This window comes from Sedimentitalea todarodis (assembly GCF_032595355.1).
GTDB lineage: Bacteria > Pseudomonadota > Alphaproteobacteria > Rhodobacterales > Rhodobacteraceae > Sedimentitalea > Sedimentitalea todarodis.
In genome coordinates, this window is the sequence record NZ_JASMWN010000004.1 from 50,568 (window position 1) to 70,016 (window position 19,449).

Below are 19,449 nucleotides of genomic sequence, written 5' to 3' on the forward strand. Positions count from 1 at the left end.
ATCAATCCGGCTATCACGGGTCAAAACCTGTCGTTTTCCCCGCAATTCAACCCGAAAGGCCCGACCATGCCCGTCAAGTCCATCTGTGTCTATTGCGGATCAAGAAACGGGGCGCAGCCCGCCTATGCCGATGCCGCGCTCTCCTTGGGACGGGCCATCGCGCAGGAAGGGTGGCGGCTGGTCTACGGGGCGGGCGATGTGGGGCTGATGGGCGAGATCGCCCGTGCCGCGCAAAAGGCAGGTGGCGACACGTTCGGCGTGATCCCGAAACATCTGGTTGATCTCGAGGTCGGCAAGACCGACCTGACCCGCTATGTCGTCACCGAAACCATGCACGAACGCAAGAAGGTGATGATCATGAACGCCGATGCCGTGGTCGTGCTGCCGGGCGGTGCCGGATCGCTGGATGAGCTGTTTGAGGCGCTGACTTGGCGGCAGCTCGGCCTGCATGACAAACCCATTATTGTGTTGAGCTCCGAGGGCTATTGGCAGCCCCTGCACGACCTGATCACACATATCATCGATCAGGGCTTTGCCGATGGATCGCTGGCCGATTTCATCACCTGGGTCGAGACCCCCACGACGGCCATCGAGGCTCTTCGCGTCGCCCTGTCATGACGCAATGTCGCCACCGAATAGACGGCGAGCGCGATCCAGATCATTGGAAATGCGATCTGGTGATACGGGGTGAAAACCTCGCCAAACAACACCACCGCGCATAAAAACTGCAGCGTCGGGTTGAGATATTGCAACAGACCCACGGTCGCCATCGGCACCCGCCGCGCCGCGATTGTGAACAGGATCAGAGGAAAGGCCGTTGTCGGGCCGGACGCGACCAGCAGGACGGCATCGCCTACCGAATAGCTCGGGCTGACCGCGCCGTTCATGTAAAGCCAGAACACCACCGCAAGCGCGATCGGAACCGCGATGAGCACTTCGCAGGTCACCGAAACGATCGGCCCCACCGGCAGCAGTTTCTTGATCACACCATAGAGTGCAAAGGTCGTCGCCAGCGTCAACGAGATCCACGGCAGGGATCCAAGACCTAACGCCAACACCGCGACGGCCCCCGCGGCCAGCGCCACCGACAGCCATTGTGCCCCGCCGAGACGTTCGCCAAACGCAAAGCGCCCGACCAGAACCGCGACCAGCGGATAGATGTAATATCCGAGGCTGGTTTCGGTATTGCGGTCGATCTGGGTGGCATAGATGAACAGAAACCAGTTGGTCGATACCATCAGCGACGCCAGGACGATCAGACCGAACCGGCGCGGATTGCGCAACACCAAGCCCATATCGCCCAGACGACCCTGATAAGCGAGTACGCCGGCAAAGAAAACCAGCGACCAGAACGTGCGATGCGCCATGACCTCGGGTGCCGGGATATGCGCCAACAGCTTGTAGTAGATCGGCGAGATGCCCCAGATCCCGGCCGCGCCGATCATCGCCAATATGCCCTTGCCGGTGTCGGTCATCTGTGCCCCCTGCCTTGCAGTGATGTCGGGTAGGGTTCAGAAAAACAAGACGGTTCTTTGGTCTCGGTCAGTCAACAGGCAATGCGCCCACCGGGACATTCGGGTTCCTGTCGCAACCGGGTCAGCCCATCAGTCACGAAAAAGGCCTGCCAGGGTTGTCCCTGACAGGCCTCGAATTTTCAAGCGTCAGCCGATGGCTCAGAGGCGCGAGGCGACGTTTTCCCAGTTGACCAGATTGTCGAGGAAGTTGGTCAGATAGGCCGGGCGTTTGTTGCGGAAATCGATGTAGTAGGAATGCTCCCACACATCACAGCCCAGCAGTGCAGTCTGACCAAAGCAGAGCGGGTTCACACCGTTCTCGGTCTTGGTCACCGCCAGCGATCCATCGGCATTCTTGACCAGCCACGCCCAGCCCGAGCCGAACTGTCCCGCACCGGCGGCCGAGAATTGTTCCTTGAACTTGTCGACGCTGCCAAAGCTCTCGGTCAGCGCGCTTTCCAGTTCACCCGGCATCCCGGCATCGCCCGGACCCATCATTTCCCAGAACTGATTGTGATTCCACAACTGGCTGATGTTGTTGAAAATGCCGTTCTGGGCAACCGAACCCGCGTCATAGGTTCCAGTGATGATCTCTTCCAGGGACTTGCCATCCCACTCGGTTCCGGCAATCAGCTTGTTGCCATTGTCGACATAGGCCTTGTGGTGAAAGTCGTGATGATATTCGAGCGTTTCCTTCGACATGCCCTTGGATGCCAGCGCGTCATGTGCATAAGGAAGATCAGGTAGTTCAAAAGCCATGGTCGGCCCCCCACGTTGAGTTAATTCGGTCCTCTGCGTTACATGAGGCGATGTTCAGGGCAGGTCAAGGGCTGGCAGGCGAAACACGACAGGAGGGGCGCGTGCTGACCAGAGCGCGAAAGATGATGTACCGCGCGCGCGGCTACTGTGATGGCGCTCTGGCGGGCGAACGGTTTCGGCTGGACCCTTACCATAGCAAGTTCTGGCGCAAGGCCACGGCGGGCAAGTGGGAACCGGACACATTCGCAGTGCTCGATCGGTTTCTGGACGCGGAACACGACTATCTCGATATCGGTGCATGGATCGGCCCAACGGTCCTCTACGGCGCCCGCAAGGCGCGGCATGTCTGGTGTTTCGAACCCGACCCCGAGGCGTTTCGCGCGCTGGCCTGGAACATTGCCCTGAACGATATCAGCAATGTCAGCGCCTTTGCCGCCGCCATCAGCCAGGATGTCGGCATCGCACGCGTGGCCAGCTTTGGCGGCGAGAAAGGCGATAGCATGACCAGCCTCTTGAACCCCGAGGGCGCGGGCGGATCGGATGTCCTGACCATCGGATGGGCGCAGTTCGCGGGCCCAGTCGACCTGTCGGGCGTGTCGCTGGTCAAGATGGATATCGAAGGTGCGGAATTCGATGTCCTGCCTGCCCTGATACCTTGGCTGAAGGAGCAGCGTCCGGCGCTCTACCTGTCCACCCACGCACCGTTTCTGCCACCGGATGAACGCATGGAGCGCATGTCAAAACTGGCCGGGATGCTGAGCTTTTATGGCCAATGCACGCGCGACGGGGCAAGCGAAGGTGGCAGCCTGACGTCCGAGGTGGCGCTAACGCGGTTCCCGAGTTTTCTGTTCACCGCCTAGCGTGGATCAAGACCCGTTGTCGCTCAATCGCAGCACGGCGGAAACCGGGGCCAGTGCGACACGGCTTGCACGATGGTCGCCGATCCAGCCCTGCAGGATGCGGATCGTCGCGGGGTGCAGCCTGCCGATCACGGTGACACTGCCATCCTGGCTGGCGCGGAACACCGCCTGATCAAGGCTGCGCTCGATCGTCGCCGGATCCGGTCCTGCCCGGTCAAACTCCCGGAACACGGCAGCCGCCGGCACACCGTCGCCCTGCGCGAGTTTCAGTGTCGAATTCAGGCCGCTGGTCCGCGTCACCAAACCGCGACCGGTGCCTTTGGCTACGGCAACGACCTGTGCCGACAAATCCCGGTCGCCCTGAAGGCCGGACCCTTCCAGCACGCCCACCGATTCGTTCAAGATGCCAAAGGCGGCGGCCAGTGTTACCTCGACATCGCGGGCCGTGGCGAATTTCGGCAGGTTCGCCAGAACAAGGACCTCGTGTCCGGCGCTGCGATACCGTACCATACGCTCCGGCGCATCCGGCAGCGTCGGGTCAATGGCGATCGTGACGGGAAAGAGCAACCCGTTCAAACCCTCAAACGCTGCGAAGCTACCGTCATCGACCATGATGATCGACATCAGCGGTTTACCATCCAAATTTTCGAACGGTTCTGCATGAATCTCCAGTGGTGTCTGACTGGCTGATCGCGTGGGATCGCTTGCTTGCGTGCTCTCTGCCCTGTGCCGCTCGGTAAGAGGAATGACGCGGGTTCCGATGGTCGGCCCGGTCGTCTCGGTCGCGACACCTGCCTGGGGCAGGGGCGCAATTCGAACCAGGGACGGATCGCGCTGATCCGAAACATCCGTAACGGCATCCAGAACCGGCGCGACGGTCGCCTGCGGAGCCGAGACAACCGGAGGGGATTCGACCATGCGCGGCATCTTCGGGGTGACACCATTGGATCGTGCGATGAGTTCGGGTCCGGTGGCGACATCGGGCTGCGGAGCAGGATCGCTCACGGCCTGTGGCGTTGCATCCGCGTTCGGGCCAACCGTTACCTGCATCGGCATCAGTCCTCCGACCTCGCTGTCCCGCGTGACGCGAATGTCGGCAACCTCAGCCGCCTGTGGTTCGCTCCTGAACTGGATGTCCGCAGCCCCCAGATCATCTGCGGCAGGTACGTCCGGCTCGGTCGTATCGACGCCCACATCACTGTCCTGTTCAGGCGCATCGGGGGCAGTCACCCGGGTGTTGGTCGGATCAACCGTCTCGGCCGGGGCCGGCAAATGCGGCAATGGCGCGGGGCCTTCAGGCGTGGCGGGATCCTGGGTGGTGGCATCAACGACTGGCTTGTCCATCGTAGCGGAGTCGATCTGTATGATACTGGTCAGATCACCGGCCTCGGGGGGGCTTGTCACCGGTGACACGGGTGGCGCGGCCGCGATCTCGGGATCCGAAGGCTGGCCCTTGATCCCCGCCTGATCACCGGTTGGCGCGACCGGTTGCACGGCCTCTGGCGTCACCTCGGGCGCCGGTGCCAGCGGCGACAGGAGCGACAGTGACGCAAGGCCCACCCCGCTCAGGATCAGCCCCAACACAATTCCACCAAGAAACCCGCGCATGACCCTTTGCCCCGTTGTTTATCCTCTGGCGGTGCATCGGTCGGCCGGATACCGACCCCACAGCGCCGACCGTGGTTTTGCGCACTTGACGCTGCCCGGCAACCCTGAACATGTATGGGCACCGAGAAAATTGCGCATACGGATGCCCCCTGTCGAATGAATGCCCCATGCTGCTGCTGATCGATAACTACGACTCCTTCACCTACAATCTGGTGCATTATCTGGGTGAATTGGGTGCCGAGGTCGTGATCCACCGCAACGATGCGCTGGACGTACAACAGGCGATGGCGATGAACCCGGCTGGCATCCTGTTGTCCCCCGGCCCCTGCGACCCCGATCAGGCCGGTATCTGCCTTGCCCTGACCGAGGCCGCGGCCGAAACCGGAACACCGTTGATGGGTGTGTGCCTGGGTCATCAGACCATCGGGCAGGCCTTTGGTGGCAAGGTCGTGCGCTGTCACGAGATCGTGCATGGCAAGATGGGCCAGATGCAGCATGGCGGCACCGGGCTGTTTGCGGGACTTCCCAGCCCATTCGAGGCGACCCGCTATCATTCACTGATCGTGGATCGCGATACCCTGCCTGATTGTCTGACCATCACGGCCGAATTGAAGGATGGCACCATCATGGGACTGCAGCACCGCGACCTGCCAATTCACGGGGTCCAGTTTCACCCGGAATCGATTGCATCCGAACACGGCCATGCGCTGCTCCGGAATTTCCTGAACGAGTTGAAAGTCCCCGCATGAGTGATGCGCTGAAACCGCTGATCGGTGCCGCCGCCGAACGACCGCTGACACGATCCGAGGCAGAGACCGCCTTTACCACCCTGTTCGAGGGCGAGGCGACTCCCAGCCAGATCGGCGGCCTGTTGATGGCGCTGCGCACGCGCGGCGAAACCGTGGATGAATATGCTGCCGCTGCTGCCGTGATGCGCTCCAAATGCCATCCTGTCAAAGCTCCCGATGGCGCAATCGACATCGTTGGCACGGGCGGAGACGGCAAGGGTACGCTCAATATCTCGACCGCCACCGCCTTTGTGGTCGCGGGTGCCGGCGTGCCCGTCGCCAAACACGGCAACCGCAATCTCAGCTCCAGATCCGGCGCGGCGGATGCCCTGACCCAGATGGGGATCAACGTGATGGTTGGCCCGAAAGTCGTTGAAAAGGCTCTGAATCAGGTCGGTATCGCCTTTATGATGGCGCCCATGCATCATCCTGCAATGGCCCATGTCGGACCCAGCCGGGCCGAACTTGGCACGCGCACCATCTTCAACATCCTCGGCCCGCTCACCAACCCCGCGGGAGTGAAACGCCAACTGACCGGCGCGTTCTCGCGCGAGATGATCCGCCCGATGGCCGAGACCCTTGGTACGTTGGGATCAGAGCGTGCCTGGCTGGTGCATGGTAGTGACGGAACCGACGAGCTGACGATCACGGGCGTAAGCTGGATCGCCGCCCTTGAAGACGGCACGGTGAAGGAAACCGAACTGCACCCGGAGGACGCAGGACTGCCGGTGCATCCGTTCGAAGACATACTTGGCGGCAGCCCTGAAGACAACGCCCGCGCCTTTCGTGCCCTGCTCGATGGGGGCCAGTCGGCCTATCGCGACGCCGTGCTGCTAAATGCTGCGGCCGCGTTGGTCGTGGCCGATGCCGCCGGCAATTTGCGCGACGGCGTGGCGATGGCAACAGAGAGCATCGACAGCGGTGCAGCCCGCGACAAAATCACCGCCCTCGCGCGCATCACACAGGAGACTGCATGACCACCACCATTCTCGACCAGATCAAAGCCTACAAGCTCGAGGAAATCGCTGCCGACAAGACCGAGCAGCCGATCGATCAGGTTGAAGCTGCCGCCCGCGCGGCCAGCCCGGTGCGTCCTTTTGCAGAGGCCCTGCAACAGGCAAGTCGCGGTGGCTACGGCCTGATTGCGGAAATCAAGAAAGCCAGTCCGTCCAAGGGCCTGATCCGGGCCGATTTCGATCCCGCTGCACTGGCGCAGGCCTACGAGGCCGGCGGTGCGACCTGCCTGTCAGTCCTGACCGATACGCCCAGCTTTCAGGGGGCAATGACATTCCTGACAGAGGCGCGGGAGGCCTGCGCACTGCCGGCGTTGCGCAAGGATTTCATGTATGATCCTTATCAGGTGGTCCAGGCCCGCAGCCTTGGTGCCGATTGCATCCTGATCATCATGGCCAGTGTCAGCGATGATCAGGCCGCCGAGCTTGAAGCCGCTGCTGCGGAATGGGGCATGGATGCGCTGATCGAGGTACATGATGCGGAGGAACTGGAGCGGGCGGCCTTGTTGAAAAGCGCGCTGATCGGCATCAACAACCGTGACCTCAAGACATTTGAAACCTCGCTCGATGTGACACGACAGCTCAGCAAGCTGGTGCCGGCAGATCGCACGATTGTTTGCGAAAGCGGGTTGAACAGCCCCGCCGAGCTGGCCGAGATGGCGCGCTATGGCGTCCGCGATTTCCTGATCGGCGAAAGCCTTATGCGGCAGGATGATGTCACTGCTGCCACCCGCGCGCTGTTGGAGAACCCGCTGACCCCTCCCGGAGCCATGTGATGGCCCTGACCCATTTCGACGCGCATGGCGATGCACATATGGTTGACGTGTCCGACAAGGCCGTAACAGCGCGGGTTGCCGTGGCCTGTGGTCACATCAGCATGAAGCGGGAAACATTTGATATCATTTCAGAAGGCAAGGCCAGAAAAGGCGACGTGCTAAGCGTTGCCCGGCTTGCCGGGATCATGGGCGCAAAGAAGACAGCAGATCTGATACCGCTCTGCCACCCGTTGCCGATCAGCAAGGTCGCGATCGAGTTGACGCTGGATCCGGACCTGCCCGGTGTGCGGATCGAGGCGACCGTCAAGACCACCGGCCAGACCGGTGTCGAGATGGAGGCCCTGACGGCGGTGTCGATCGCCGCGCTGACCGTCTATGACATGACCAAGGCCGTGGACAAGGCGATGCAGATTGGCGGCATCCGGGTCATCGTGAAAGATGGCGGAAAATCAGGACGATACGAGGCACAATGATATCCGTCGCCCAGGCCCGCACGGCACTTTTTGAGTTGATCGAACCGCTGCCGTCCGAAGATGTCGACCTCATTGACGCACCGGGCCGCGTGCTGGCGCACGAGCTGCGCGCGCAGCGTGATCAACCCCCGTTTTCCGCCTCGTCCATGGATGGCTATGCGGTCAAGGCCACCGAAGTCGAACTGCACGCGATGTTCAAGGTGATCGGCGAAGCCGCTGCCGGACATCGCTTTGATGCACCCGTTGGAGCCGGTCAGGCAGTGCGTATCTTTACCGGTGCCCCGATCCCGGAAGGTGCGGATTTCGTTGTCATTCAAGAGGATGTCAGCCGTACCGATGATCTGATCACGATCACGGACGACCCCGGAACCAAGACCAACATCCGCCCCGCAGGTGGCGATTTCACCGTTGGCACACCGGTTTCTGCGCCACGCATCCTTGCACCACAGGACATCGCATTGCTGGCCTCGATGAACATCGCGCGGGTCCCGGTGATACGCAAACCGGTGGTTGCGATCCTCGCAACTGGCGACGAACTGGTCATGCCCGGCGAAACGCCCGGCCCCGACCAGATCATCGCATCCAACAGCTTTGGCCTCAAGGCGATGGTCGAGCAACTCGGCGCCACCGCCCGCCTGTTGCCGATTGCCCGTGATACGCTTTCGTCGCTGCGCACGGCGTTCGATCTGGCCAGAGGCGCGGACCTGGTCGTGACCATCGGCGGTGCGTCGGTGGGCGATCACGATCTGGTGGCGCCGGCGGCAGCAGATCTCGGTATGAACCGTGCCTTTTACAAGGTTGCAATGCGTCCGGGCAAACCGCTGATGGCGGGTAAGCTGAACGGCGCGGCCATGGTGGGTCTGCCGGGAAATCCCGTTTCGGCAATGGTGTGCGGACATGTCTTTCTGGCGCCGATGATCCGCGCCATGCTGGGTCTTGGCACCGACCTGCCGCCGCTGCAAACGGCGACGCTGGCCAGCCCCCTCGCCCGGAACGGCCCGCGCGAACACTATCTGCGCGCCGTCGTGAGCGACAACAAGGTCACGGCCTTTGACAATCAGGACAGCTCACTTCTGACGATCCTGTCTCAGGCCAACGCGCTACTCGTACGCGCACCCAACGATCCCGCGCGTCCGGCCGGCGCGTCGGTTTCCTATTTGCCACTCTAGCGGAAACGGCAAGGCGGTTGACACAAAACGAGAACATGCCTAGAACAAACGCAAACCCACAGGCAAGAGGTTCAGGCAATGTTGACCAAGAAGCAGTTGGATTTGTTGGAGTTTATCCATAAACGCGTACAGCGTGATGGTGTTCCCCCGAGTTTTGATGAAATGAAGGCGGCACTGGACCTGCGCAGCAAGTCCGGCATTCACCGCCTGATCACCGGCCTGGAAGAACGAGGGTTCATCCGCCGCCTTGCCCATCGTGCGCGCGCCATCGAAGTTGTGCGCCTGCCCGAGAGCCTGGGCGGAGAGCCGACGACAGGCTTTTCCCCCCGGGTCATCCAGGGTGATAAACCTTCGGGCGCACGTCCGGCCAATACCAATTCGGTGACCGCCAGTGCGGTGGATTTGCCAATGATGGGCCGCATCGCCGCCGGCGTTCCGATCGAGGCAATCAGCCATGTAGAAAACCAGGTCGCGGTGCCGTCTCAGATGCTGTCTTCTTCCGGTGATCACTATGCACTCGAAGTGCGCGGCGATTCGATGATCGACGCCGGCATCAATGACGGCGACGTCGTCGTGATCCGCGAAACCGCTGCGGCCGATGACGGTGATATCGTCGTGGCGTTGGTCGAAGATCACGAAGCAACGCTAAAGCGTTTCTTCCGCCGCAGCGGCGCCATCGCGCTCGAGGCGGCGAACCCGGCCTACGAAACCCGCGTCCTGCCCGAGCACAAGGTCAAGGTGCAGGGCAAACTCGTCGGACTGATCCGCACCTACTGAACCTTGGCATATCGGGTTTTGGGCGTGGGGCGCGTGTTCCACAATCGCCGCCCTGCGGCCTGGCGGGCGGTCACAATCCCCTTGTCGGTGATCGCAAGACTGCCGGTGCGCAGCAGGCGTTTGGAATCAAAGACATCGCAAGGGCCATCGAGGCGTAGCGGAACGGATGAGATCACCATCTGCTTTTCCGAACACGTCGACACCTGCGCCGCACCGGTCTTGCCAATCACATGGACGATTTCGGCAGTGCCCGTCGCCATGACCCTCACCTTGCCCTCCTCTCCCGGCCAGCGCGCCGCCGCGCCCGCCTGATCTGCACCGTCACCATCGTTTTCCAGCCAGTTCCGCGCCACGAAACCTGCCCCGCGCGGTTTGCTCAGCGCCCGGCCGTCATTGGTCATGACGCCGACCAATCCGCCCGTATCTGCGACCAGAATCGCGGGCCGTTCCGCCTGTGACCAGATCGCGAACGCCGCGAGGACCGGCAGAACGCCGGCAAGGCGCGCACGTCCCTGCCACAGCATCAGCCAGAGCATGCCCAATGCGATCATCGGCAGCACCACCGCCCCCGGCCCGGCCACGTACCCCTGTGACCCATCAAGACCGGATACGAACCGCGCCACGCCGAGGATCCACGCCAGCCCCCAACCCATGGGCACAAGCCCTAACGCCTCCAATCCAAACGGCGCCAGGCACAACGCGCCGACCGCTGCCGGAATTACCAGAACCCCCATCAGCGGCACCGACACCAGGTTGGCAATCAGGCCGTAATGCGACAGCGTGTTGAAATGCGCCGCCCCTACCGGTGCCGTGGCCAGCCCTGCGATTGCCGACGACATCAGCACGCCCAGAACCGGCTTTGCCCACCCCGGCGCGCGCGGAAGATCGGCATCCCGCAGCCAGCCAAAGAACGCGATCAGCGCGGTTGTCGCGGCAAAGGACATCTGAAAGCCCGGCCCCAACACGGCCTCGGGTCGCAGGCAGAGCACGATCAGCGCAGCCATGGCCACCGCCCGCAAACTGAAGGCCCGCCGGTCCACCAGTATCGCGAGAAGAACCACCGCAACCATGATGAAGGCACGCTCGGTCGCGACATTTCCGCCCGAGAGCGCCAGATAGACCGCCGCAGCCCCGAGCGCCCCCACGGCCGCCACCTTCTTGACCGGAATGCGAAGCGCCAACGCGGGCAGCAGTGACAGCGACATGCGCAAAACCGCGAACACGAACCCCGCCAACAGCCCCATATGCAGACCGGATATGGCCAGCAGATGCGCGAGATTGCTTGCCCGCAGCGCCCTTAGAGCCTCCTGTCCGACGCCACTGCGATCTCCGGTGGTGACGGCGGCGGCAAATCCGCCAACATCTCCGGGCAGAATGTCGCGCACCCGGCGCGATGCCTCCATCCGCAGGGCGAAGATGCCCAACCCATCCTGACCCAGTTGCGCTGGTGCGACGGTCAGGACCGGATTGCGGGTATAGCCCACCGCACCGAGCCCCTGAAACCAGGCATGGCGGCGGAAATCGAAGCCACCGGGTTCGACAGGGCCTTGCGGTGGCGAAAGATGTCCGGTGGTCATGATGCGCTGGCCGGGTTTCAACGCCGCCGGCGGACCATGAAGCGATATCCGAACCCGGTCGGGACGCCGCGCCGGAGCGACGCGTTCAAGCACGACCTGGTCCAGCGTCACCCGCATCGCATCGGATGCGCTTCGGTCCAACGCCACGACCCGACCCTCGACCGCGCCGTAGTAGCGCCAGTCCAGCACCGGTGCGGCGGCCTGATGCGCGCGTAGTCCGGCCAGACCGAACCCGGTCGCCATCAGAACCACCGCCCATGCCAGCGCTGCCCAGCCCCCTGGCCAACGCAATGCCGCCGCCGCACAGATACTTCCCAATACGCCAAAAGCTGCATAAACCGGCGCATCAGGTTCGATCGGAAGCGAAAAATACCCGCCGATCCCGATCGCGAGACAGACCGGCGCCCACGGAAACAGATGCCCCCTCTGGCCGAGCAACACCATATTGCCCCAGGTCAATCCCCGCATCAGGCCGCGCATGTCCGCCCTCCGCCATCCGGCTCGCCATACATGTGCCAAGCCTACCCGATTCCTGGTTATCAAATGATTACCGGTGTCTTGCAAAACTGAGATGGAGTTCAGCGGCACTCAGAAGCCGTGACGTCGAGTGGTTTGCTTGGGCGTTCAGTCCGACGCCCTAGCCCAGTTCCATCGTTGCAATCGCCTGCCGGTTTGAACCGGTCCGAGGCGCGGGGCCGCGATACATGCGAGCGGTCGCAAAGGTCTCGTCGAAACCGAGGGCCTGTAGTGCATCGCACAGGGCGACATTTTCTGCCGGGACATCGATTATAGCGATATCGGAAGGAAACTCCGCGATGGCACCGCGCGCCAACACCAGCGCCTCCGACGTGGTGTCGGCTACGATTGGGCCGACCTTGACGCCGCTCTGACATTTGCGAACCGTGGCAAACCCTGTGCAGACACTTGCCGTTTCGAGTATCACGGTCCGACGGCTGTCGGCTGCCGAGAGCCAGCCGTTCAGGAAATTCCGCCGTGCGTACCCGTTGGCGATTTCGTCCAGGTCGATCAGACCGGGCAAATCCCGTGGCGTCGCCGCCCGTACGCGCAGATCGGATTCTGCTGTCAGCGTTCCCTCAAACCGGATGGTCGACCCGGCGCGGACAAATCCGGACTTGGCGTAGTTCGCCTGCTGATCTGCGACTCCGTCCAGCCCCACGGTTCGGTGATCTGCGTGTGCAAGCGCATGGTGCCACAGCGCGTAGCCAATCCCCTGCCCCCGAAAGTCCGGACGACACAGGTATAGCCCCAAAAAGGCCATGTCGGCAGAATGGTTAACCACCGAGATCGCGGCGACGACTTCGGCATCAACCTCGGCCACGAAGAATCCCGCAGGATCGCTGCGGTGGAAGACCTCGGCATCGCCGAGACCCGGATTCCACCCTTCCTTGGCGGCCCAGCCGAGCATGATGCCGATCTCTTCCGGTTTCGCGACACGTCGTTTCATTTGATCGACTCCCGCAATTGAGTCTTGGTGCTTGGTTTATCTGGCGCATGGGCACTACAGCATGACTCTGTTTAGACAACGTCCGGCCTTTCGCCCGCGTTTGCAGTGCGCAGAGACGCAATACTGCAAATGACGGGCTGGCCATGAGCTAAACCGTCATATCCTTTCGGATCACAATGGTTTCGCGATCCGCTTCAGGCAAGCCACAATCGGCGCCAAGGTCTCGGACGTACGCAAGAACCTCTCCGGGCCATGCTGCGAATTTCAGTTCGCGCGATACTGCCGTCACGCCAGTCTTCCGTTTCCGGACAAATGACTGTATCCGCCTTTCTGAACCGTGGCGAGCCACCGAGGCGGATGCGCGTTGCGCCCCCTGCCAATCCTGTGATCTTGCATTCCGACAAACATCCAAGAGTTGCCAAGAGGTAAACACCCGCAAATGTCCGACCCCGTAGTTACCCGTTTCGCGCCATCCCCTACTGGATTCCTGCATATCGGCGGCGCGCGCACGGCGCTGTTCAACTGGCTCTACGCCCGCGGTCGCGGTGGAAAATTCCTGTTGCGGATCGAAGACACCGACCGTGCGCGGTCCACCCCCGAAGCCACCGCCGCGATCCTGCAGGGCCTGTCCTGGCTGGGGCTTGATCATGACGGCGAGGTGATCAGCCAGTTTGAAGGGGCCGCCCGCCACGCCGACGTTGCCCACCAGCTATTGGCCGAAGGCAAGGCCTACAAGTGCTTTGCCACTCAGGACGAAATTGCCGCGTTTCGCGAAGCCGCCCGTGCCGAGGGCAAGTCGACACTCTTTCGCAGCCCGTGGCGCGACGCCGATCCCGCGACCCATCCGGATGCCCCGTATGTGATCCGCATCAAGGCCCCACAGGATGGCACGACGGTGATCCGTGACCAGGTGCAGGGTGATGTCACCATTCGCAATGATCAGCTTGACGATATGGTGCTGCTGCGCGCCGATGGCACTCCGGTCTATATGCTCGCCGTGGTTGTGGATGATCACGATATGGGCGTCACCCATGTGATCCGTGGCGATGACCATCTCAACAATGCCGCCCGCCAAATGATGATCTATGATGCGATGGGCTGGACGGTGCCGGTCTGGGCACATATTCCGCTGATCCACGGGCCGGACGGCAAGAAACTGTCCAAACGCCATGGCGCGCTCGGGGCGCAGGAATACCAGGCGATGGGGTATCCTGCCGCCGGGATGCGAAACTATCTCGCCCGGCTGGGATGGAGCCACGGTGACGACGAGTTCTTTACCGATGCGCAGGCGCTGGACTGGTTCGATCTTGACGGAATCGGCAAAAGCCCGGCCCGGTTTGACCTCAAGAAGCTAGAGAATCTCTCCGGGCAGCATATCGCGGTAAGCGAGGATGCTGCATTGCGGCGCGAAATCGAAGGATATCTGGCCGCAGCGCAGCTTGAGCCGTTGACAGCGACACAGGGTGAACATCTTGAAACTGCGATGTATTGCCTCAAGGACCGCGCACGCACATTTCCTGAACTCCTTGAAAAGGCCCATTTTGTATTGACAAATCGCCCCGTGGAGCCCGACGAGAAAGCCGCGAAGGCGCTTGGTTCAGTATCCCATGGTATACTGACAGAATTGACGCCGCAGTTGCAAACTGCTAGCTGGACCAGAGACGATCTTGAGGCGACCCTGAACAGCTTTGCCGAAGCCCAGGGTACCAAGTTCGGCAAACTGGCCGGCCCGCTTCGGGCAGCGCTGGCAGGTCGGGCGGTCACGCCTTCGGTGTTCGACATGATGCTGGTTCTGGGTCGCCAAGAAACCCTGGACCGGCTTAACGAAGCGTCCGGGTAAGTCGGGGTTCATGTCCCGGTCACACGACGCCGATACCAGCAGTGCCGTGCCCCCGCACGGCAAGCCCCCGCACGGGTCAGGCGATGCCCCGCCCGTGGACATAAGAGGAAGGGACATCCATGACTGAATCGACGAAATCCGCGACACTCACAATCGACGGCACGTCCTACGATCTGCCAATCTACTCGCCCACAGCGGGTCCCGACGTACTCGACATTCGCAAGCTTTACGCCCAGGCCGACGTCTTTACCTATGATCCCGGATTTACGTCGACCGCCAGCTGCGACAGCACCATCACATTCATCGACGGCGCCAAGGGCGAGTTGCTGCATCGCGGTTACCCGATCGACCAGCTGGCCAGCAAATCGCACTACCTCGAAGTTTGCTTCCTGCTGCTTTACGGCTACCTTCCTTCCGCCGCGGTGCTCGAAAAGTTTGAAACCACGATCACCCGCCACACGATGATCCACGAACAGATGCACTATTTCTTCCGCGGGTTCCGTCGCGATGCGCATCCGATGGCCACCATGGTGGGCGTGGTCGGAGCCATGTCGGCGTTTTATCACGACAGCACCGATATCGCAGACGAAATGCAGCGAGAAATCGCAACCCATCGGCTGATCGCAAAGATGCCGACCATCGCCGCGATGGCGTACAAATATTCCGTGGGTCAGCCTTTCGTCTATCCGCGAAACGATCTCAGCTATGCGGCGAACTTTCTCAACATGTGCTTTGCCGTTCCGGCCGAAGAGTACCACGTTGATCCCATCGTTGCCCGCGCCATGGACCGTATCTTTACCCTGCATGCGGACCACGAACAGAACGCCTCGACGTCAACTGTGCGTCTTGCCTCCTCGTCGGGCGCAAACCCGTTCGCCTGTATCGCGGCCGGTATTGCCTGCCTCTGGGGGCCGGCGCACGGCGGCGCCAACCAGGCCTGTCTTGAAATGCTCAAACAGATTGGAACGCCCGACCGCATCCCGGAGTACATCGCGCGCGCCAAGGACAAGGACGATCCGTTCCGCCTGATGGGCTTTGGCCACCGCGTCTACAAGAACTTCGATCCCCGTGCGACGGTGATGAAGCAATCCGCGGACGAGGTACTGGATCTGCTCGGTATCGAAGACAACCCGACTCTGCAGGTCGCCAAGGAACTTGAAAGACAGGCGCTTGAGGATCCGTATTTCCACGACAAGAAACTGTTCCCGAACGTCGATTTCTATTCTGGTATCATCCTCGAGGCGATCGGCTTCCCGACGTCGATGTTCACGCCGATCTTCGCCGTTTCGCGCACCGTCGGCTGGGTCAGCCAGTGGAAAGAGATGATCGCCGATCCACAGAACAAGATCGGACGCCCGCGCCAGCTCTACCTCGGAGAGACAGAGCGTGACTATGTGGATATCGAAAACCGCTGATTTTCGGAAAATCCGATGCATAAGGTCCCCGAAGACGATTTCGGGGGCCTTTTATTATGCTGGTGGGGTGGCGGTTTATCGACCTTCGAAATTTGCCGGGCGCTTTTCCATGAAGGCGAGCACCCCCTCGCGGAAATCGCGGGATTTTCCACACTGCCCCTGCAGATGCGCTTCGGTCTCGAGCTGTTCGGGCAATGTCTTGCCATAGCTGCCGCGGATTGCCTGTTTGATTGCGCCATAGGCCATGGTCGGCCCCGACGCCAACTGCGCGGCCCGCGCTTTCCAATGGGCCTCGAAACCATCATCCGCAACGGCTTCCCAGATCAGGCCCCAGTCATCCGCCTGCCGTGCGCTGATCTTGTCGGCAAACAGGGCTGCGCCCATTGCCTTGGCGAACCCCATCTGCCGCGGCATGAACCACGTACCGCCTGCATCCGGCAACAGCCCGATACGGGCAAAGGCCTGAAGGAAGTAGGCGCTCTCACTGGCAATCACGATATCCGTCGCCAGCGCGAGGTTGGCTCCGGCCCCTGCCGCCGGCCCGTTCACGGCCGCGATGGTCGGCACCGGGCAGTCATAGATTGCTTCGAGCATCGGCGCGTATTCATCGCGCAGGGTTCGTTCCAGATCGACCTGGGTCGCATCGCCGGAGTCACCCAAATCCTGCCCGGTGCAAAACGCGCGCCCTGCCCCGGTCAAGACGATCACCCGCGCGGAACCCGCCATGTCGCGCATCGCATGGTTTATCTCGGCCCGCATCTGTCCGGTCAGGGAATTCATCTTGTCCGGACGGTTGAACGTCAATACGCCCAACCCATCCGAGATTTCGACCGTGATTGTCTGATAGTCCATCGCGCCCTCGTCTGTCTGTTCGGCGGCAGACTGACGCAACCGGCCAGGCATTAAAAGAGGAACCCTGCGTTACTCGTCGAGAATTCGGCGCAACCGATCCTGTTCCTCGGAACTCAGCGAGGTCTCTTGCGTCCCTGTGGCACGTGCGCGATTGCGCAGGTATCCAACGCCGATCCCTCCCGCAAGCAACAGCATCATCGGCCCCGCCGCCCATAGCAGCCAGTTGGAGCCGCCGGTTGTCGGACGCAGCAGAACGTATTCGCCATAGCGGTCCACGATGAAAGCAATGGCGTCCTCGTCACTGTCACCAGCCACCAGGCGCTCGCGCACCAACAGCCGCAGATCGCGCGCCAGATCTGCATTGCTTTCATCAATGCTCTCGTTGCGACAGACGAGGCAGCGCAACTCCTTGCTCAGTTCCCGCGCGCGGCCTTCGAGTGCCGGATCGTCAAGCACCTCGTCCGGTTGAACGGCAAGAACCGCAGAGGCCCAGACCAGCAGCACAAGGGCAAGTCGCACGGTCATTCTGCCGGCATCCCCTGCGCCTTGAGACGTCGCGCCCCGGCTGCCACCCGGAACCGGCGATCCGACAGGCTCAGAGCGCCACCGAAGGCCATCAACAGACAGCCACCCCAAATCCAGTTGGTGAAGGGTTTGATATAGACCCGCATGGTCCAACCGCCATTGGCCTGTTTGTCACCCAGCACCACATAGACATCACGCATGAAGCGATAGTCGATCGCCGCCTCTGTGGTGGGCATCCGCGCAACAGGATACTGACGCTTCTCCGGACTCAATCGCGCCAATTCGCGCCCATCTTGTGCAAGCGATACATCACCGGTCGTGCTGAAATAGTTCGGCCCCGTTGTCTCGATCACATCGTGCAGCGTCAGCGTATACGCACCGACGTCGAACGGTTCACCCATTGTGACGACCCGGATATCTTCCTCTTCCCAAGCGGTCAGCCCGGCAATCGCAAACATCGTAACCCCCAGCCCCGCGTGGGCACAGGCCTTGCCCCAGTCTGCCCTTGGCAGCCTCAGCAACCGACCAAAGCGATCGCCACTGCGGCCGGTGCGCGACCAGAGATCGACCAACGCGCCAAACACCATCCACGCACCAAGGAACAATCCGACCGGGCCCAGGGCACTGCGTCCGGACTGCATCGCCCAGACCAGCATGCCAAGCGCCACCGCCAAGACAAAAGCGCCGCGCAAGGGCCGCATCGCGCGGCCAAGGCGACCACGCTTCCATGGCAGCATGGCCCCAATTGGCATTATCAGCCCCAACAGCACCATGAAGGGTGTGAACGCGAGGTTGAAAAACGGTGGTCCGACGCTCAGTTTGCGATCAAAGAACATCTCGGCAATCATCGGCCACATGGTGCCGGTAAATACCACGAAACAGGCCACGGCCAGGATCACGTTGTTCGCGACGAGCGCGCTTTCCCGGCTGACAACGCCAAACACGCCCTTGGCCTCGAGCGCGCCGGCACGCAGGGCAAACAATGTCAGCGCTCCACCTGTAAACACGATAAGGATCATCAGGATGAAGACCCCCCGTTCCGGGTCATTGGCAAAGGCGTGCACGCTGGTCAGCAGACCGGAACGCACGATGAACGTGCCGATGAGGGAAAAACCAAAGGCCAGGATCGCCAGCAGGATCGTCCAGCTTTTCAGGCTCTCGCGCTTTTCCACCACGATCGCGGAATGCACCAGCGCCGCCGCCAGCAACCATGGCATGAAGGACGCGTTTTCGACCGGGTCCCAGAACCAGAACCCGCCCCAGCCCAACTCGTAGTAGGCCCACCATGATCCAAGGGCGATTCCAATCGTCAGGAATATCCACGCCGCAAGTGTCCAGGGCCTCACCCAACGGCCCCATGCGGCGTCGACCCGCCCTTCGATCAGCGCAGCCACCGCAAAGGAAAATGCCATGCTCAGCCCGACATATCCCAAATAGAGGAACGGCGGATGAAACGCCAATCCCGGGTCCTGCAGCAGCGGGTTCAAGTCCTGCCCGTCAAACGGTGGCACCGCCAAACGCAGGAACGGATTCGATGTGAAGAGAATGAAGGCAAAGAAGGCCACCGCGATCGCCGCCTGCACGCTGAGCACCCGCGCCTTGAGCGACGGCGGCAACCCGCCGCCAAACCAAGCTGCCATCGCGCCGAACAAGGTGACGATCAGCACCCAGAGCAGCATCGACCCCTCGTGATTCCCCCAGGTTCCGCTGATCTTGTAGAGCATCGGCTTTGCCGAATGGCTGTTTTCGACAACCAGTTTCAGGCTGAAATCCGACGTCACGAAGGCCCAGGTCAGCGCGCAAAAGGAAAACGCTGTCAGGATGAACTGTACCGTCGCGGCGGGCTCTGCCACCGCCATCCAGCCTGGCCAACGATTGTGGGCCCCGACAAGGGGCACCACCATCTGAACGACAGCAACCATGAAGGCGAGGATCAGGGCGAAATGGCCAAGCTCTGTAATCATGCAACGGGTATAGGCCGCTGCCGCCGGGGGGCCAATGCTTTTCGACGGCCTGCCCCGATCACATTGTCGCAAGC

The 19,449-nt window shown here is 61.7% G+C and carries 18 protein-coding genes; 10 read left to right on the forward strand and 8 right to left on the reverse strand.

What is annotated here, in order from left to right; all coding sequences use genetic code 11:
- Nucleotides 1-66: 66 nt before the first annotated feature.
- On the forward strand, nucleotides 67-618 hold the full coding sequence (locus QO231_RS07065) for an LOG family protein (RefSeq protein ID WP_316774650.1): 552 nt from the start codon (nucleotides 67-69) through the stop codon (nucleotides 616-618).
- On the opposite strand, the gene rarD is transcribed toward QO231_RS07065, so the two are convergent.
- Nucleotides 525-1,475 carry an EamA family transporter RarD gene (gene rarD / locus QO231_RS07070; protein ID WP_316774652.1) on the reverse strand — a complete coding sequence of 317 codons (951 nt, stop codon included), beginning with the start codon at nucleotides 1,473-1,475 and terminating at the stop codon, nucleotides 525-527. The genes QO231_RS07065 and rarD overlap by 94 nt on opposite strands.
- Nucleotides 1,476-1,673: 198 nt before the next feature.
- Nucleotides 1,674-2,273 carry a superoxide dismutase gene (locus tag QO231_RS07075; RefSeq protein ID WP_316774653.1) on the reverse strand — a complete coding sequence of 200 codons (600 nt, stop codon included), beginning with the start codon at nucleotides 2,271-2,273 and terminating at the stop codon, nucleotides 1,674-1,676.
- Between the two features lie 101 nt (nucleotides 2,274-2,374).
- Between QO231_RS07075 and QO231_RS07080 the strand changes: the two genes are divergently transcribed.
- A complete protein-coding gene (locus tag QO231_RS07080) occupies nucleotides 2,375-3,133 on the forward strand; it encodes an FkbM family methyltransferase (protein ID WP_316774655.1) in 759 nt (252 codons plus the stop codon).
- Nucleotides 3,134-3,139: 6 nt separating this feature from the next.
- Here the strand turns inward: QO231_RS07080 and QO231_RS07085 are convergent, their stop codons facing one another.
- On the reverse strand, nucleotides 3,140-4,741 hold the full coding sequence (locus QO231_RS07085) for a divergent polysaccharide deacetylase family protein (RefSeq protein ID WP_316774657.1): 1,602 nt from the start codon (nucleotides 4,739-4,741) through the stop codon (nucleotides 3,140-3,142).
- A gap of 167 nt (nucleotides 4,742-4,908) precedes the next feature.
- On the opposite strand from QO231_RS07085, the gene QO231_RS07090 reads away from it, so the two are divergent.
- From QO231_RS07090 to lexA, 6 genes are all read left to right on the forward strand, one after another.
- Entirely contained in the window at nucleotides 4,909-5,490 is a 582-nt protein-coding gene (locus QO231_RS07090; RefSeq protein ID WP_316774659.1) for an anthranilate synthase component II, read from the forward strand.
- The gene (gene trpD, locus QO231_RS07095) at nucleotides 5,487-6,506 is read left to right on the forward strand and encodes an anthranilate phosphoribosyltransferase (RefSeq protein ID WP_316774661.1); all 1,020 of its coding nucleotides are present in this window, start codon (nucleotides 5,487-5,489) and stop codon (nucleotides 6,504-6,506) included. The genes QO231_RS07090 and trpD overlap by 4 nt, the downstream gene beginning before the upstream one ends.
- Nucleotides 6,503-7,318 (forward strand): indole-3-glycerol phosphate synthase TrpC, encoded by an 816-nt coding sequence (gene trpC / locus QO231_RS07100; protein ID WP_316774662.1) that lies wholly within the window; start codon nucleotides 6,503-6,505, stop codon nucleotides 7,316-7,318. Before trpD ends, trpC begins: the two co-directional genes overlap by 4 nt.
- On the forward strand, nucleotides 7,318-7,791 hold the full coding sequence (gene moaC, locus QO231_RS07105) for a cyclic pyranopterin monophosphate synthase MoaC (protein WP_316774663.1): 474 nt from the start codon (nucleotides 7,318-7,320) through the stop codon (nucleotides 7,789-7,791). The genes trpC and moaC overlap by 1 nt, the downstream gene beginning before the upstream one ends.
- A complete protein-coding gene (locus QO231_RS07110) occupies nucleotides 7,788-8,960 on the forward strand; it encodes a molybdopterin molybdotransferase MoeA (RefSeq protein WP_316774664.1) in 1,173 nt (390 codons plus the stop codon). Before moaC ends, QO231_RS07110 begins: the two co-directional genes overlap by 4 nt.
- Nucleotides 8,961-9,038: 78 nt before the next feature.
- On the forward strand, nucleotides 9,039-9,737 hold the full coding sequence (gene lexA, locus QO231_RS07115; RefSeq protein ID WP_316774665.1) for a transcriptional repressor LexA: 699 nt from the start codon (nucleotides 9,039-9,041) through the stop codon (nucleotides 9,735-9,737).
- Here the strand turns inward: lexA and QO231_RS07120 are convergent.
- Nucleotides 9,731-11,794: a ComEC/Rec2 family competence protein gene (locus QO231_RS07120; protein WP_316774666.1), complete on the reverse strand. Its 2,064-nt coding sequence runs from the start codon at nucleotides 11,792-11,794 to the stop codon at nucleotides 9,731-9,733. The two genes, lexA and QO231_RS07120, sit on opposite strands and share 7 nt — an antisense overlap.
- A gap of 157 nt (nucleotides 11,795-11,951) precedes the next feature.
- Nucleotides 11,952-12,779 (reverse strand): GNAT family N-acetyltransferase, encoded by an 828-nt coding sequence (locus tag QO231_RS07125; RefSeq protein ID WP_316774667.1) that lies wholly within the window; start codon nucleotides 12,777-12,779, stop codon nucleotides 11,952-11,954.
- A gap of 439 nt (nucleotides 12,780-13,218) precedes the next feature.
- Between QO231_RS07125 and gltX the strand changes: the two genes are divergently transcribed.
- Nucleotides 13,219-14,619 carry a glutamate--tRNA ligase gene (gltX, locus tag QO231_RS07130; protein WP_316774668.1) on the forward strand — a complete coding sequence of 467 codons (1,401 nt, stop codon included), beginning with the start codon at nucleotides 13,219-13,221 and terminating at the stop codon, nucleotides 14,617-14,619.
- 119 nt (nucleotides 14,620-14,738) lie between these two features.
- Nucleotides 14,739-16,034 carry a citrate synthase gene (locus QO231_RS07135; RefSeq protein WP_316774670.1) on the forward strand — a complete coding sequence of 432 codons (1,296 nt, stop codon included), beginning with the start codon at nucleotides 14,739-14,741 and terminating at the stop codon, nucleotides 16,032-16,034.
- 75 nt (nucleotides 16,035-16,109) lie between these two features.
- On the opposite strand, the gene QO231_RS07140 is transcribed toward QO231_RS07135, so the two are convergent.
- The 3 genes from QO231_RS07140 to QO231_RS07150 all read right to left on the reverse strand — a co-directional run bounded on the left by QO231_RS07140 (nucleotide 16,110) and on the right by QO231_RS07150 (nucleotide 19,375).
- Nucleotides 16,110-16,886, reverse strand: coding sequence for an enoyl-CoA hydratase-related protein (locus QO231_RS07140; protein ID WP_316774672.1), 777 nt, complete (start codon nucleotides 16,884-16,886; stop codon nucleotides 16,110-16,112).
- A gap of 69 nt (nucleotides 16,887-16,955) precedes the next feature.
- Nucleotides 16,956-17,411, reverse strand: a complete 456-nt coding sequence (locus QO231_RS07145) for a cytochrome c-type biogenesis protein (RefSeq protein WP_316774674.1) — start codon at nucleotides 17,409-17,411, stop codon at nucleotides 16,956-16,958.
- Nucleotides 17,408-19,375 (reverse strand): heme lyase CcmF/NrfE family subunit, encoded by a 1,968-nt coding sequence (locus tag QO231_RS07150; RefSeq protein ID WP_316774675.1) that lies wholly within the window; start codon nucleotides 19,373-19,375, stop codon nucleotides 17,408-17,410. Before QO231_RS07150 ends, QO231_RS07145 begins: the two co-directional genes overlap by 4 nt.
- Between the last annotated feature and the right edge of the window lie 74 nt (nucleotides 19,376-19,449).